The following is a 14,400-nucleotide window of genomic DNA, read 5'->3' on the forward strand; positions in this document are numbered from 1 at the left end:
GGTGCGCTCGCGGCGTGCTCGCCGGCGAGGCGCCTTCGACGGCGGCCCGGACCCTCGGAGACGAGATAGACGACCGCAGATCTGCGGTCCGAATCGGAGTTTAGGCCCCGACCGGGTGGTCGACAACAACTTCCGGAAGTCCTCGGGCCGGCCGGCCGCCTTCCTCCGGCGCCACGTCGACGCCCAGGCCCGCGACGCCGGGAGGGCGTGCTGCGCGCGGCGTTCCCGTTCCTCGGGGAGCGGCTCGACATCGAGGTGAGGTCGCTGCTGGCCCGCGAATGGCAGCCGGCCGCGCCGGCGACCCGCGCCTAACCCGACTGTGGACTCCCCCGTCTCACGCCCAGTCCTCCGGTTCCCAGGCGTGGAGCAGGTCGAGCAGCTCCGGGTCCCCGTCGAGGTGCAGGGCGTCCACGGAAATGCGTTGGTACAGGTAGAGGACCAGATCGCTGGCCGTGCCGCGAATGGAGAGGCCTGCCGCGTCCGGGTCCTCGCCTGCAGCGGGCAGCCGGGTGGTCCGTGCACCGTCGCCGTCGACCGTGAGGCGCCAGGAGCGGCCCTCGGTGGCGTGGAAGTCGAAGGCGGTGGGCTGGTGCGGCCAGGCGCTCGTCGTGAAGTGGGTGATGAACAGGTTCTCCTCGACACCGTCGAGCGCCACCTCGACAGGCAGTGCGGCCGGCTGGCCCACGGTGAGCTGGGCGTCGTAGGTGTGGACCGCGATCTCCTGGACCTGGTGCCGGGCGACGCCACCGGCGGTGTGCGGCGTCTGCGTGTAACCCCAGCCGGTGAAGCAGCCCTGGTCCGGGCCGGCCTCCCGCAGGGCCGCCAGCATCAGCTCGGTTGAGGCGGCCAGCCAGGCCAGCACGGCCTCGCGCTCCTGCGGCGCGACGGCGTCACCCTGGGCCGGGGTCCTGGACGTGGCGTCCGGCCCGGCGGCGACGGTGGCGGCCCAGCGGCGGCGGCCCTCGCCGATGTGCTGCACCAGGTCGGACAGCGTCCACCCGGGGCAGGTCGGCACGGGCAGGTCGAGGCGGGGCGCGGCGGCGATGGCGGCGCGGAAGGCGGTGGCACGTTCGTCGATCAGCCGCAGCAGATCGGGAAACTCCAGGGTCTTGTGCACAGCGGTCGTTCTATCACCTTGATCCATTTGTCCGACAGCGGTTTTCCCAGCCGGTACGGCGGGGAACTCCGGCCCCGTCCCACTCCCAGGTCCGGCTCGTCCGATCCGCCGTCGGGGCGCCCGTGTCAGACAGAGCGGGCCCCCGCACGCCGAGCCGTCGGGTCAGCGGATGAGGGCGCGGGTGAGGAGGTGCTGCAGGACGTCCTGCTCCTCGGGTGCGAGGGGGGACAGCGGGGAGTCTTCGGAGAGCAGCGCGAGGAGGCGTTCGCGCAGTTCGGTGCCCTTGGGGGTCAGGACGAGCTGCTTGGCGCGCCGGTCGCCGGGGTGGGGATGGCGTTCCAGGTAGCCCTGCTCCTCGAGGCGGTCGGCGATGAAGGTGACGTTGGAGGGCTCGCAGCTCATCCGTTCGGCGAGTTCGCGCAGGGTCATGGGGCCGGTCAGCTCGCGCAGCGCGGTGCCCTGCGAGGCGGTGAGACCGAGGGTGGCCGCCCGGACCCGAAGGTGGGCTTCGATGTGATTGGCCAGGTCCTTGACCAGCCCGCACAGCTGGCGGTCGCCGTCGGCTGGGGTCTCACGCTCAGTGGCCATGGCAACAGTCTACTGCAACTCACATAGTTGCAGTTAGAGCTGTTCTAGTTGTAACTTCCAGTCGTCTCCGCCACCCGGCGGCACCTTCCCCGAGCAAGAGGTAGGACCATATGGCCACGACGACCGGTTTCGACCGCGTACGGCTGACCAGCGCGCCGCGCGTTCGTTCACTCCGCCTGGGTGAACTGAAGATCACCTACATCCCGGACGGGCTGGCCCTGTGCAAACCGCAGGGCTGGCTGCCCGCCGCCACCGACGCCGACTGGGCGGCCAACCGCGACCATCTCGACGACGGCGGTTTCCTGCCCGCCGCCATCGGCGGGCTGCTGGTCGAGCGCGGTGACCGGGCCCTGCTCATCGACACCGGGTTCGGACCCGAGTCCCACCCCGACGACCCGGCCAACCCGATGCTGGGCAGCATCCACGGCGGTGGGCTGCTGGACGGCCTGCGGCGGCTGGGCCGCGAGCCGCGCCAGATCGAAGCGGTCGCCATCACCCACCTGCACCTCGACCACCTGGGCTGGGCCTGGAGCAACGAGCCCGGCACCGATGCGCCGCCGTTCGCGCACGCCACCCACTTCGTCGCGGCACCCGAGTGGGAGCGGCGCGCCCTGGCCGCCGAGGGCGGGGCGACCGAGGAACGTCTGGCCGCCTTCGCACCCCGCGTCCGGATGGCCGAGGACGGCGAGGAGATCTTCCCCGGCGTACGGGCCTCGTTCTCGGTCGGACACACCGTCGGCCACACCACGTACACCATCACCGACGGCGACCAGCGGCTCATCGCGTTCGGCGACGCGATGCACGCGCCGGTCCAGGTCACCCACCCCGAATGGGGCTGTGGGATCGACCACGACCCCGCCGAGGCCGGCGAGTACCGCCGCCGCCTGGTCCAGGAGCTGAGCCGTCCCGACACCATCGGCTACGGCTGCCACTTCGCCGACGTGGTCTTCGGACGCGCCGAGCGCCGCCCCGACGGCCGGTTCACCTGGGTCCCCGTCGCCTGACCGTCCCACCCGCTGGCTGCGGCGGAGCGTCCGCAGTGCCAGCAACCCGTACGAACTTCCAGAGAAACGGAGAACTGTCATGAAGCACATCAAGCTGGGGGACCTGGACGTCTCCCGTATCGGTCTGGGCCTGGTGTCGATGTCCTACGCCTACACGGGAGCCGGCACGGACGACGCCGAGTCGATCCGCACCATCCACCGGGCCCTGGAACTGGGCGTCACCTTCCTCGACACCGCCGAGGTCTACGGCCCGTACATCAACGAGGAACTCCTCGGCAAGGCGCTCAAGGGCCGCCGCGAGCAGGCCGTGGTGGCGACGAAGTTCGGCATGATCTCGCACGCGGGCGGCGGGGCAGGGCAACTGGACAGCAGCCCGGCCAACATCCGCACCGCCGTGGAGGGCTCGCTCAAGCGGCTGGGCACGGACTACATCGACCTGTACTACCAGCACCGGGTCGACCCGAACACGCCCATCGAGGACACCGTCGGGGCGCTGGCCGAACTGGTCAGCGAGGGCAAGATCCGCCACATCGGCCTGTCCGAGGCCGGACCGGAGACCATCCGCCGCGCCCACGCCGTGCATCCCATCGCTGCCGTCCAGTCGGAGTACTCCCTGTGGACCCGGCACCCGGAGGCAGAGGTGCTGCCCCTGCTGCGCGAGCTGAACATCGGATTCGTGCCCTACTCGCCCCTGGGACGCGGATTCCTCACCGGGCAGATCCGCTCGACCAGCGGCTTCGACGAGACCGACCTGCGTAAGAACAACCCGCGCTTCACCGGCGAGAACTTCCAGCGCAACCTGCGTCTCGCAGACGAGGTCCAGGCCGTCGCCGCCGAAGCGGGCGTCACCGCGGCGCAGGTCGCCCTGGCCTGGTTGCTGACCCGAGGCGACGACATCGCCCCGATCCCCGGCACCAAGCGCGTGGCACGCGTCGAGGAGAACAGCGCGGCCGACGCCGTGGAGCTGACCGCCGAGCAGATCGAGAAGCTCGACAACCTTCCTCCCGCTGTCGGCGAGACCCACGACGAAGCCGCGATGCGCCTGCTGGAGCGCTGACCGGCAACGTTCGATCCGGTCGAACCGGCGAACAGCTCGTCGAGCGGTTCGGTGCGCGGCGCGCAGACACCCTCACCGTGTCTGCACGCCGCGCACCACGGGCCGGCGGCCTTCGGGACGCCTTCCCGGCCAAGACCGGAGTCGGATGAGTCAGGTCAGCACCCGGGTCGGGCTGCCGTCGAGGAAGGCGCCGATGTCGTCCACGGCGTCCCGGAAGAACGTCGCGTAGTTCCGCTCGCTGACGTAGCCGAGGTGCGGCGTGGCCAGCACGTTCGGCAGCGTACGGAACTCATGGCCGGCGGGCAGCGGTTCCTCGTCGAACACGTCGAGCCCGGCCCCCGCGATCCGCCCCTCGCGCAGCGCGGACGCCAGGGCGGACTGGTCGACGATCGCGGCCCGCGAGGTGTTGACCAGGTAGGCGGTGGGCTTCATCAGCGCGAGTTCCCGCGCGCCGACGAGCCCGCGGGTCCGGTCGCTGAGCACGAGGTGAACGGAGACGACGTCGGAGCCGGCGAGCAGGGCGTCCAGGCCGGGGGCCAGCCGCGCGCCGCCCTCCTCCGCCCGCTCGCGCGTCAGGTTCTGGCTCCAGGCCAGCACGTCCATGCCGAACGCCCGGCCGATCGCCGCCACCTGCGACCCGATCCTGCCCAGGCCGAGCAGCCCGAGGGTACGTCCGTGCAGGTCGGTGCCGACGGTCTGCTGCCAGGTACCGTCGGTGCGCAGCGCGGTCGCCTCGGGCACCAGGTGGCGGGCCAGGCCGAGGATCAGCGCCCACGTCAGCTCGACCGTCGAGGTCGAGCCGCCGCCCGTGCCGCACACCGTGACGCCGTGCGCCCGCGCCGCCGCCAGGTCGATGGCGGCGTTGCTCATGCCGGTGGTGACGAGCAGCCGCAGGTGGGGCAACCGGTCGAACACCTCGGCGGGAAACGGCGTGCGTTCCCTCATGGCGACGACGATCTCACAGTCGTGGATGGCCGCCACGAGCTCCTCGGCGCTGCTGAAGTGCTCGCGGAAGCTGGTGGCCCGGACCCGGGACCAGTCCGCCAGGTCGAGTGCCACCCCCTGGTAGTCGTCCAGCACGGCGCAGCGCAGATCAGATGCCATGACGAACAATCGTACGGTCCGGGTCACCGGGTCATCGCCACTTCGCGGCTGGGGTCAGGGGCCTAGGCCGCCGCGGCGGCGGTGCGGCGGCGCACCTCGGCGAGCATCTCGTCCACCGAGCCGGCCGGGTCGGTGACCGGGAACTGCACCGCCCGCACCACCGCCTCCGGGTCCAGCAGCAGGGTGAGCCGCTTCAACCGGGCCACGCCCCCGGCCCGGAAGGTCGGCAGCAGCAGGCCGGCGGCGAGCCGACCGTCCTCGTCGGACAGCAACGGGAACGGCAACCTGGCGTGCGCGGCGAAGGCGGCGAGCTGGTCCGGGCGCTGGGTGCTCACCCCCCGCACCTCGGCTCCGGCCGCGCGGAACAGCGGGTGCCGGTCGGCGTACGTCCGCGACTCCAGCGTGCACCCGGCGGCGCCGGGGATCTCACCCCAGCCCGGCGGGAGGGCCGGTGCGCCGGGCGCGAACGCCCCCGGGAAGAGGTAGAGCACGGTCCACCGCCCGGGCGCCGCCGGCGGCTCCGCGCCGCCGTCGTGCCGGCGCAGGCTCATCGGGGGTACGCGGCGGCCGACCAGCCGGTGCGCCCGGCGGGCCTCGGCCGAGTCCTCGTCGGCGGTGGCGGTCAGCGCGCCGTCGCCCATCACGTGCCGGGTGCCCCAGTCCTGGAGCGCGACCAGCACCGGCAGCAGCGCCTCCCCTTTCGCGGTGAGCAGGTAGTCGTGGCGCGGCGGGTGTGCCGAGTAGGGCTCGCGGCGCAGCACGCCGTGCGTGACCAGTCCGCCGAGCCGCTCGGTGAGCGCCCGGCGGCTGACGCCCAACTCGCGCTGCAGCCCGTCGAACCGGGTGACGCCGCCGGCGACCTCGCGCACGATCAGCACGGTCCACCAGTCGCCCAGCACGCCGAGCGCCTGCGCGATGCCGCAGTCGGCGTCGCCGAGGTCCGCCCGTCTCACATCCCACCTCCGCTCGGCCCGCAGCCCCGACTATAGTGCGTTTCAGTTTGGAACTCGCTGGCTCGGATCGGGGGTTGGCGGCATGTCCGTCGGGCAGGGGGCCGGAGTGTTCTGGCGCTGGTGGACCGCCGGCACCACCAGTTCGGTGGGGTCGGCGGTCGGTGCCGTCGCGTTGCCGCTCACCGCACTGACCGTGCTGGACGCGTCCGCGTTCCAGATGGGGCTCGTGGCCGCCGCGAGCTACGTGGCCTGGCTGGTCATCGGGCTGCCCGCCGGCGTGATCGTGCAACGGCTGCCGCTGCGCGGGGCGCAGGTCGGCGCCGACCTGGCCCGGGCGGCCGCGGTGGCCTCCGTGCCGCTCGCCTGGTGGTGGGGCCGGCTCACCGTGACCCAGTTGGTGATCGTGGCGCTGGTGGTCAGCTTCGCCAACGTGCTGTTCGACGTCGCGAACGCCACCTTCCTGCCGGCCATCGTCGGCCGTGACCAGCTGCACGCCCGCAACAGCCTGACCTCGGCCACCCACGCCGCCACCCAGCTCAGCGGCCCGTCCCTGGGCGGCCTCGCGGTGCAGACCCTCGGCGCGGTGCCGGCCGTGCTGGTCGACGCGGCCAGCTACCTGTTCTCCGCGGCCCTGCTCGGGTCGCTGCCCGCCCGCCGGGTCGACGCACCGGACCGCTGGCCCCCGGTCCGCGCCATGATCGGCGAGGGCTGGCGGTACGTCACCCGGCACCCGGTGATGGGTCCGACCATGTGGACGGCCACCGCGGTCAACTTCGTCTGCGGGGCGCAGCTCGCCGTCTACCCCCTCTACCTGGTCCGCGAGCTGCACGCCCCGGCCGCGCTGGTCGGTGTGCTGCTCGCGGTCGAGGGGGTCGGCTCGCTGGTCGGCGCGACCCTGACCCCCTGGATCACCGGGCGCTGGGGCACCGCCCGGTCGCTGCTGGTCGCCTGCGTGGTGGCCGTCGGCGGGGCGTTCCTGGTGCCGCTGGGCGCCGGCTGGCCGGCGTACCTCGCGTTCGCGGCCGGCAACGTGCTCTTCGCCGGTGGCGTCGTGGTGCTCAGCGTGACCACCCGCACCTACCGGCAGACCGCCAGCCCACCCGCCCTGCTCTCCCGGGTGATGGCCACGGTCCGCTTCGTCTCCTGGGGCGCCATCCCGGTGGGCGGTCTGCTCGCCGGGGCGCTCGCCGGGCTCGCCGGCGGCCGGGTCACCCTGTTCTGCTTCGCCGCGGCCACCGTGTTGGCGCCCCTGGCCCTGCTGCTGTCCCCGGTGCGCCGCCTGCGCGACCTGGCCGACCTGCGGGTCGAGGAGCCGACCGGCCGGGAGAGCGTCGCGGCGGCCCGGTGACCTGAGGCCCTCAGTCCGGCAGGACGGCCTCGGCGACCCGGCGGGCCCGCGCCGGGCGGGTGAGCACGTCGACGTTGTCCAGGTACTGGTCCACCGCGCCGACCGGCGGGCGGGCACGCAGCGCCGGGTCCGCGATGGCGGCGCGCAGCGCGGCGGTGAACCGCTCGGCGTGCAGGACGAGGAACGGCCGGCCGTGGAACGGCCGGGCGGCCGGGTCGACCGGCACGGCCAGCCCGGTGTCGTTCGTCCACGCCGCCACCGCCTCCAGCGCCCGGACCAGCCCGGCCTGCCGCCGGGGCCACCCGCCCGCCCCGAGGGCGACGGTCAGCACGTCCACGACCGGCGCCGCGCCCGGCACCGTGGCGAAGACCGTGCCGAGCCATTTCGCGTACGGGGGCCAGCGGCGGTGCAGCAGCAGGCCGAGCCGCATCAGGTCACGGGCCAGCCCGGCGGTCACCACCCGGCTGCCCAGCTCGTCGCCGACCTCGGCGCAGCGGCCGGCCAGGTGCTCGGCCTGCCCGATCCGCTGCCACCCGGCCGCCAGCACGTGCCGCCAGACGTCGTCCGGATACCAGGCCAGGCGGGCCCGGACGTCGGTGAGCGACCCGCCCAGCCCGTCGTGGAACACCGCCCCGCCGGTCAGCTCGGCGAGCCGCTGGGTGGGCGTGGCCAGCCAGTCCGCCACCGTCATCCCGGCCCGCGGGTCCCCGCCCAGCCGGTCCCGCAGCCACGCCCCCAGCTCGTCGACGCTCACCCCGTGCCGCTCGCCGTCCGCGCGGGCCACACCGAGCCGGGCCGTCGGGCCGCCGGTGAACCGGGTCGGCCAGCCGAGGAACTCGGCCGGCAGTTCCGCGTCGAGGACCGCGCGCACGGGCGCCACCTCGGCCGCGTCGGCGACGAAGAGCTGGGCGCGCGGCCCCCAGTCGTGGTCGGTGGACCGGGGCGTGTCCAGGCCGAGCAGCTCGGAGCCGCCGTCGAGCAGCCCGGCCGCGTAGCGCAGGCCGGGCAGCCGGCGGGCCAGCAGCGGGGCGACCACCTCGTCGTGGAAGCGGTGCGCCAGGGTCAGCCCGGGTACGAATGTCACCCCGCCAGTCTGCGCACGGCGGGCCGCCCGCGCCGCCCGGTTTCCGCCCGACGCGGCCGGTCAGCGGAGGTGGTGGCGGTCCGCCCAGGCGGAGATGGCGGCGGCGATCTCGGCGGGCCGGTCCTCCGGCGCGTGGTGGCCGGCCGGCCCGCACGCCACCGTCTCCAGGGCCGCCATGTTCCGCGCGCACCAGTCGGCCAGCTCCGGGGTGATCAGCAACGTCGGTGAACCCTCGAAGGTCAGCAGCAGCTTCGGCACCCGGTCGCTGGCGGCCAGCCACCGGTCGTACGCCTCGATCCGGGCGACCAGCTCGGCCGGCTCGCCGCCGAGCGGCATCTGGCGCGCCCAGGCCAGCAGCGGCCGGCGGCTCTCCCGAGTCGGGTACGGAGCGAGGTAGGTCTTCAGGTCCTCCTCCCCCACCGGCTGGAGCACCCCGCCGGTGAACGCCTGCCGGACGAGCAGGTCCTGGTCGAGCACGAGCTGCTCGCCCACCCCCGGCGTGCGGAGCGCCTCGGACCGGGCCCGGGCCTGCGGCGAGAGTTCGTTCCAGGCCATCGGCCTGACCATGGTCTCCAGGAACGCCACGCCGCGGACCCGCTCGGGGTGCCGGGTTGCCCAGTCGAAGGCGAGCGCGCCGCCCCAGTCGTGGCCGACCAGCACCACGTCGGTCAGGTCGAGAGCGTCGAACCAGGCGTCCAGGTAGCGGGCATGGTCGGCGAAGAGGTACGGGGAGTCGGGCTTGCCGGAGCGGCCCATGCCGATGAGGTCGGGTGCGAGCAGCCGGCCCGCCCCGATCCGGGGCAGCACGCCGCGCCAGGTGTGCGACGAGCCGGGGTTGCCGTGCAGGAGGACGAACGCCGGCCCGTCGCCGGTCTCCGTGTGGTGGATGGTCGAGTCGAGCACGCGCGTCTCGGGCATGTCCCGGCGCTCCTTCGTCAGTCGGGTGGATCGGTTCGTCAGTCGGGTGGATCGAGCGGGGTGTCCAGCAGCGCCGTCAGGTCACGGACGAACCCCGCGGTGCGCGGGTCGTCCCGGCCGCCGAGGGGGGCGAGCAACTGGCCGAGCAGCGCCTGGACGGTGTCGATCGCCGGGCGGACCACCTCGCGGCCGCGGTCGGTCAGGGTGAGCCGGACCGCCCGGGTGTCGGCGGCGTCGCGCTCGCGCCCGACCAGGCCGTCGGCCTCCAGGGCCCGGGCCAGCTTCGACACGTAGAGCGGCTCCAGGCCGGTGTGGTCGGCCAGTTCCCGCTGGCTCGGGTGCAGGCCGGCGCGGCGCATCCCGTGCAGCGAGGAGAGCAGTACGTACTGCGCGTGGGTGAGGCCGAGCGGGGCGAGCGCCCGGTCGACCGCCACCCGCCAGCGCATCGCCAGCCGCCAGACCAGGTGGCCGGGGCTGGGACCGATCGGGATTCCGTCCATGCCAGAAACAGTACATGTATATGATGTACATGGCTAGTATTTTGCCGGTGGGTCCCCCACCTCGTCGGTGGGCTGTGCCAGGCTGTCGGCGTGGCACACCGACCCCCGATCCTGCTGATCGACTCCCCGAGCCTCTACTTCCGCGCCTACTTCGGCATCCCCGAGTCGGCGGCGAAGACGGACGACGGCCAGCCGGTCAACGCCGTCCGTGGCTTCCTCGACATGCTGGCCCAGCTGGTCCGCACCCGGCGGCCCGACCGGATGGTCTGCGCGCTCGACCACGACTGGCGCCCGGCGTGGCGGGTGGAGCTACTGCCGTCGTACAAGGCGCACCGGGTGGCGCCCGAGGGCGGCGAGGTGGTGCCGGACACGCTCTCCCCGCAGGTGCCGATGATCCTGGAGGTCCTCGACGCGCTCGGCATCACCGCGGTCGGCGCCACCGGCTACGAGGCCGACGACGTGCTCGGCACCCTGTCGGTGACCCAGCCCGGCCCGGTCGAGGTGGTCTCCGGCGACCGTGACCTGTTCCAACTCGTCGACGACGACCGCCCGGTGCGGTTGCTCTACGTCGGGCGCGGCGTGGCCAAGCTCGACGACTGCGACGACGCGGCGGTCCGCGCGCGCTACGGCGTCCCGGCCAACCGCTACGCCGACTTCGCGGCGCTGCGCGGCGACCCGAGCGACGGCCTGCCCGGCGTGCCCGGGGTGGGCGAGAAGACCGCGGCCCGCCTCATCGAACGCTACGACGGCCTGCCCGGCATCCTCGCCGCACTGGACGACCCGGGCTCCGGCTTCGCCCCCGGCCTGCGCACCAAGCTCAACGCGGCCCGGGACTACCTGGCCGTCGCGCCGAAGGTGGTCCAGGTCGCCCTCGACGTACCGCTGCCGGACCTGGCCACCGCGCTGCCGACGGCGCCCGCGGACCCGGACCGGCTGCTGGAGCTGGCGCAGCGGTGGAACCTCGCCGGCTCGTGCCGCCGCCTCGTGGACGCGCTCGCGATGCCCCGATCCTGACCACCCGGCCGGGCCAGGTGCGGCCCGGCCCGTTCAGGCGGCGGCGTGGTAGGCCAGCACGCCCCGGTTGACCGCCGCGATCGCCTGCCGGGCGGTGGAGCGCAGCTCGGTGGAGGCACCACCGGAATCGGCCAGCTGGCCGAGGAGGTCGACCACCTGCCGGGCCCAGCGGACGAAGTCGCCGGCCGGCATCTCGCCGTCGATCTGGTGCCCGCTGGCGAGCACCTTGGCGAGGGCCTCGCCGCGCGCCCACCGGTAGATCGGCCAGGCGAAGCCGAGATCCGGCTCGCGGGTGACCGCCAGCCCGCGGGAGGCCTCGTCCGCCTCGATGTCGCCCCACAGCTTCAGCGTCTCGTCGACCGCGTCGACGACCGCGCCGCGCGGCAGCGACGCCCGCTCGTCGACGTCGCGGCGGGCCTCGAAGACCACCACCGAGACCGCGGCGGCCAGCTCGGCCGGGGAGAGCCCGTCCCACACCTTGCGGCGCAGGCACTCGGCGACCAGCAGGTCGGCCTCGGTCCAGATCCGGCCCAACGTCCGGCCGGCGTCGGTGACCTCGCCGTCGGCGGAGAGGTAGCCGCGCGCGGTCAGCAGCGCGACGATCCGGTCGAACGTGCGGGCCAGCGAACCGGTCCGCCCGGCCACCCGCTGGCGCAGCTCCTCGGTGTCGCGCTCCAGGCGGCGCCGCCGCTCCGCCCAGCGGGCGTGCTCCTCCCGGTCCGGGCAGGCGTGGCAGGGGTGCCGGCGCAGCTCGGTGCGCAGCTGGCTGAGCTGGTGGTCCTCGCCGACCGCCTGCCGGGAGCGGCCGCCGCGGCGACCCCCGTGCCGGTCCAGCCCGGTGCCGCTGACCTCGGCCGCCAGGTCCCGGCGGGCCGCCGGCGAACGGTGGTTGAAGTGCTTGGGCACCCGGATCCGGGCGAGCACCTCCGCCGGGGTGCTGAAGTCCCCGGGGCTGACCCGCCCGGCCCACCGGTCCTGGGTGAGCACCAGCGGGCGCGGCTCGCCGAAGCCGCCGGTGGCCGGGTCGAGCACCACCGCCAGGCCGGCCCGCCGGCCCGAGGGCACCCGGATCACGTCGCCCACCCGCAGCCGCTCCAGCGAGGCGACGGCCGCCGCCTTGCGCTGCGTCTGGCCCTGCCGGGCCATGGCGCGCTCGCGGTCGGCGATGGCCACCCGCAGGGCGAAGTACTCGTCGAAGTCGCCCTGGTGGCAGGACGCCTCGGCCCCGTACGCCTCGATGGTCTCGGTGTTGCGCTGCACCTGCCGGGCCAGGCCGACCACCGACCGGTCGGCCTGGAACTGCGCGAAGGAGGACTCCAGCAGGGCCCGGGCCGGCTCCGCACCGACGGTGCCGACCAGGTTGACCGCCATGTTGTAGGAGGGCCGGAAGCTGGACCGCAGCGGGTAGGTGCGGGTGGAGGCGAGGCCGGCGACGTGCCGGGGGTCGGTCTCCGGCGACCAGACCACCACGGCGTGCCCCTCGACGTCGATGCCGCGCCGGCCGGCCCGCCCGGTGAGCTGCGTGTATTCGCCCGGGGTGAGGTCGACGTGCGCCTCGCCGTTGAACTTGACCAGACGCTCCAGCACCACGCAGCGGGCCGGCATGTTGATGCCCAGGGCGAGGGTCTCGGTGGCGAAGACGGCCTTGACCAGGCCGCGGACGAACAGCTCCTCGACGACCTCCTTGAACGCGGGCAGCATGCCGGCATGGTGGGCGGCGAGCCCGCGCTCCAAACCGTCGAGCCACTCCCAGTAGCCCAGCACGGCCAGGTCCTCGCCGGGGATGGCCGTGATCCGCGACTCGACCACCTGGCGGATCTCGGTGCGCTCCTCGGGCGAGGTGAGCCGCAGCCCGGCGGCGAGGCACTGCTGGACGGCCGCCTGGCAGCCCGCCCGGCTGAAGATGAACAGGATCGCCGGGAGCAGGTTCTCCCGGTCCAGCCGCTCGACGACGTCGGGGCGCATCGGCCCGCGCCACCGGGGCCCGCGACGGCCCGCACCGGGGCCGGCGCTGCGCCCCTCCCCCAACTCCAGCCGGCGCACGGTGTCCCGCGTGTAGCGCAGCAGCTCCGGATGGACGTCGTGCTTGCGGGCCGCGTCGGCGTCGTGGAACAGGTCGAACATCCGCTTGCCGACCAGCATGTGCTGCCAGAGCGGCACCGGGCGGTGCTCGCTGACCACCACGGCGGTCTCCCCGCGCACGGTGACCAGCCAGTCGGCGAACTCCTCGGCGTTGGAGACGGTGGCGGAGAGCGAGACCAGGGTGACCGAGGCGGGCAGGTGGATGATCACCTCTTCCCAGACGCCGCCGCGGAACCGGTCGGCGAGGTAGTGCACCTCGTCCATCACCACGTAGGCCAGGCCCTCCAGGGTGGCCGAGCCGGCGTAGAGCATGTTGCGCAGCACCTCGGTGGTCATCACCACCACGGGCGCGTCGCCGTTGATCGCGTTGTCGCCGGTGAGCAGGCCGACCTGCTCGGCGCCGTAGCGGTCGACCAGGTCGTGGTACTTCTGGTTGGACAGCGCCTTGATCGGCGTGGTGTAGAAGCACTTGCGCCGGGTGGTCGGCCCGCCGCCGCCGTCGGCCGCCGCCGGCTTACCGGGCGTGCCGCGCAGCGCCAGGTGTACGGCGAACTCGCCCACCACGGTCTTGCCGGCGCCGGTGGGCGCGCAGACCAGCACGCCGCTTCCCCGTTCCAGGGCCTCGCACGCCTCCCGCTGGAAGTCGTCCAGGTCGAACCCCAGATCGAGCGCGAATTCGTCCAGGGCCGGAAAGGCGGAAGCCTGCGCGGCCCGGCGGCGCGCCGCGGCGTACCGCTCGGCGGGACTCGACATGTCCCCAAGATTAATCGGTACCGACGACGACCACCCCCCAAGGCCGTCCGGCAGGTGGGTCGGAGCGGGTCGGTAGGGTGCACGACGTGCCGGATCATGCCGAACCGCCCCGACTCTCGAGCGGCGCCGACGACGCCGTCCGCCCGAGCCCGTCCCGCCGCCCCGTCGAGGCGGTGCTCTTCGACTTCCACGGCACCCTCGCGCAGGTGGAGGAGCCCCGCGACTGGGTGATCGCCGCCGCGGCGGCCTGCGGGGTCGCGCTGGACCGGGTGCGGGCCACCTCGCTGGCCGACCGGCTGCTCACCGCCGGCCGGGCGGGCGGGCCGCTGCCGGCCCGGGTGCCGCCCCGACTGGCGGAGCTCTGGGCCGACCGCGACCTCTACCCGCACGCCCACCGGGGCGCCTACACCGGCCTGGCCGAGACGGTCGACACCGGCATCGACGGCTTCGCCGACGCGCTCTACGAGCGGGTGCTGGTGCCCGAGGGCTGGGTGCCGTACCCGGACACCGAGCCGGTGCTGGCCACGCTCCGGGAGGCCGGCGTGAAGGTGGCGCTCGTCAGCAACATCGGCTTCGACCTCCGGCCGCTGTTCGCCGCCTGGAAGCTGGACGGGCTGGTCGACGCCTGGGCCCTGTCGTACGAGGTGGGGCGCTGCAAGCCGGACCCGGGGATCTTCCTCCGGGCCTGCGGGATGCTCGGCGTCGACCCGGAGCGGGCGCTCATGGTGGGCGACAGCCCCGCCGACGCGGGCGCCGTGGCGGCGGGTTGCGAGGTGCTGGTGCTGCCCGGCGCCGACCCGGGCCGGCCGAACGGGCTGGGCGCCGTGCTCGACCTCGCCCTCCGGACCTGACCGCACCGCCCGGGAGGCCCGGCGGCG

Annotated in this window: 13 protein-coding genes; 5 read left to right on the forward strand and 8 right to left on the reverse strand. The window is 74.2% G+C overall.

Annotation, left to right across the window (positions count from 1 at the left end):
• Positions 1–334: 334 nt before the first annotated feature.
• Both ACZ6PY_RS20550 and ACZ6PY_RS20555 read right to left on the reverse strand, forming a co-directional pair.
• Complete coding sequence (locus tag ACZ6PY_RS20550; RefSeq protein WP_466074428.1) at positions 335–1,117, reverse strand: maleylpyruvate isomerase family mycothiol-dependent enzyme; 783 nt, start codon at positions 1,115–1,117, stop codon at positions 335–337.
• Positions 1,118–1,279: 162 nt separating this feature from the next.
• On the reverse strand, positions 1,280–1,705 hold the full coding sequence (locus ACZ6PY_RS20555) for a MarR family winged helix-turn-helix transcriptional regulator (RefSeq protein ID WP_466074430.1): 426 nt from the start codon (positions 1,703–1,705) through the stop codon (positions 1,280–1,282).
• 110 nt (positions 1,706–1,815) lie between these two features.
• Here ACZ6PY_RS20555 and ACZ6PY_RS20560 point away from each other — a divergent pair, with 110 nt between their 5' ends.
• A complete protein-coding gene (locus ACZ6PY_RS20560; protein WP_466074432.1) occupies positions 1,816–2,709 on the forward strand; it encodes an MBL fold metallo-hydrolase in 894 nt (297 codons plus the stop codon).
• Positions 2,710–2,788: 79 nt separating this feature from the next.
• Entirely contained in the window at positions 2,789–3,766 is a 978-nt protein-coding gene (locus ACZ6PY_RS20565; protein WP_466074434.1) for an aldo/keto reductase, read from the forward strand.
• A 150-nt stretch (positions 3,767–3,916) separates the two neighbouring features.
• Here the strand turns inward: ACZ6PY_RS20565 and ACZ6PY_RS20570 are convergent, their stop codons facing one another.
• Together ACZ6PY_RS20570 and ACZ6PY_RS20575 are read right to left on the reverse strand one after the other, a co-directional pair.
• Entirely contained in the window at positions 3,917–4,870 is a 954-nt protein-coding gene (locus ACZ6PY_RS20570) for a D-2-hydroxyacid dehydrogenase family protein (protein WP_466074436.1), read from the reverse strand.
• A 62-nt stretch (positions 4,871–4,932) separates the two neighbouring features.
• The gene (locus ACZ6PY_RS20575; protein WP_466074438.1) at positions 4,933–5,823 is read right to left on the reverse strand and encodes a winged helix-turn-helix transcriptional regulator; all 891 of its coding nucleotides are present in this window, start codon (positions 5,821–5,823) and stop codon (positions 4,933–4,935) included.
• An 82-nt stretch (positions 5,824–5,905) separates the two neighbouring features.
• On the opposite strand from ACZ6PY_RS20575, the gene ACZ6PY_RS20580 reads away from it, so the two are divergent.
• Positions 5,906–7,171 (forward strand): MFS transporter, encoded by a 1,266-nt coding sequence (locus ACZ6PY_RS20580; protein WP_466074440.1) that lies wholly within the window; start codon positions 5,906–5,908, stop codon positions 7,169–7,171.
• Positions 7,172–7,181: 10 nt separating this feature from the next.
• On the opposite strand, the gene ACZ6PY_RS20585 is transcribed toward ACZ6PY_RS20580, so the two are convergent.
• From ACZ6PY_RS20585 to ACZ6PY_RS20595, 3 genes are read right to left on the reverse strand one after another with little or no spacing between them, the layout of a single operon-like run.
• Entirely contained in the window at positions 7,182–8,255 is a 1,074-nt protein-coding gene (locus ACZ6PY_RS20585) for a DUF4037 domain-containing protein (protein WP_466074442.1), read from the reverse strand.
• Positions 8,256–8,315: 60 nt separating this feature from the next.
• On the reverse strand, positions 8,316–9,215 hold the full coding sequence (locus ACZ6PY_RS20590; protein WP_466074688.1) for a haloalkane dehalogenase: 900 nt from the start codon (positions 9,213–9,215) through the stop codon (positions 8,316–8,318).
• Positions 9,212–9,673, reverse strand: coding sequence for a MarR family winged helix-turn-helix transcriptional regulator (locus ACZ6PY_RS20595; protein WP_262286091.1), 462 nt, complete (start codon positions 9,671–9,673; stop codon positions 9,212–9,214). Before ACZ6PY_RS20595 ends, ACZ6PY_RS20590 begins: the two co-directional genes overlap by 4 nt.
• Positions 9,674–9,763: 90 nt before the next feature.
• On the opposite strand from ACZ6PY_RS20595, the gene ACZ6PY_RS20600 reads away from it, so the two are divergent.
• On the forward strand, positions 9,764–10,687 hold the full coding sequence (locus ACZ6PY_RS20600) for a 5'-3' exonuclease (RefSeq protein ID WP_466074444.1): 924 nt from the start codon (positions 9,764–9,766) through the stop codon (positions 10,685–10,687).
• A gap of 33 nt (positions 10,688–10,720) precedes the next feature.
• Here ACZ6PY_RS20600 and ACZ6PY_RS20605 read toward each other — a convergent pair whose 3' ends face one another.
• A complete protein-coding gene (locus ACZ6PY_RS20605) occupies positions 10,721–13,522 on the reverse strand; it encodes a DEAD/DEAH box helicase (protein ID WP_466074446.1) in 2,802 nt (933 codons plus the stop codon).
• A gap of 86 nt (positions 13,523–13,608) precedes the next feature.
• Between ACZ6PY_RS20605 and ACZ6PY_RS20610 the strand changes: the two genes are divergently transcribed.
• Complete coding sequence (locus tag ACZ6PY_RS20610) at positions 13,609–14,373, forward strand: HAD family hydrolase (RefSeq protein WP_466074448.1); 765 nt, start codon at positions 13,609–13,611, stop codon at positions 14,371–14,373.
• The last annotated feature ends 27 nt before the right edge of the window (positions 14,374–14,400 follow it).

The organism is Micromonospora sp. NPDC048907, assembly GCF_055586885.1.

Excerpts from the sequence above, each read along its gene's own strand:
- ACZ6PY_RS20555 (WP_466074430.1), bottom strand. The coding sequence starts at position 1,705 with ATGGCCACTGAGCGTGAGACCCCAGCCGACGGCGACCGCCAGCTGTGC.
- ACZ6PY_RS20560 (WP_466074432.1), top strand. The coding sequence starts at position 1,816 with ATGGCCACGACGACCGGTTTCGACCGCGTACGGCTGACCAGCGCGCCG.
- ACZ6PY_RS20565 (WP_466074434.1), top strand. The coding sequence starts at position 2,789 with ATGAAGCACATCAAGCTGGGGGACCTGGACGTCTCCCGTATCGGTCTG.
- ACZ6PY_RS20570 (WP_466074436.1), bottom strand. The coding sequence starts at position 4,870 with ATGGCATCTGATCTGCGCTGCGCCGTGCTGGACGACTACCAGGGGGTG.
- ACZ6PY_RS20580 (WP_466074440.1), top strand. The coding sequence starts at position 5,906 with ATGTCCGTCGGGCAGGGGGCCGGAGTGTTCTGGCGCTGGTGGACCGCC.
- ACZ6PY_RS20595 (WP_262286091.1), bottom strand. The coding sequence starts at position 9,673 with ATGGACGGAATCCCGATCGGTCCCAGCCCCGGCCACCTGGTCTGGCGG.
- ACZ6PY_RS20605 (WP_466074446.1), bottom strand. The coding sequence starts at position 13,522 with ATGTCGAGTCCCGCCGAGCGGTACGCCGCGGCGCGCCGCCGGGCCGCG.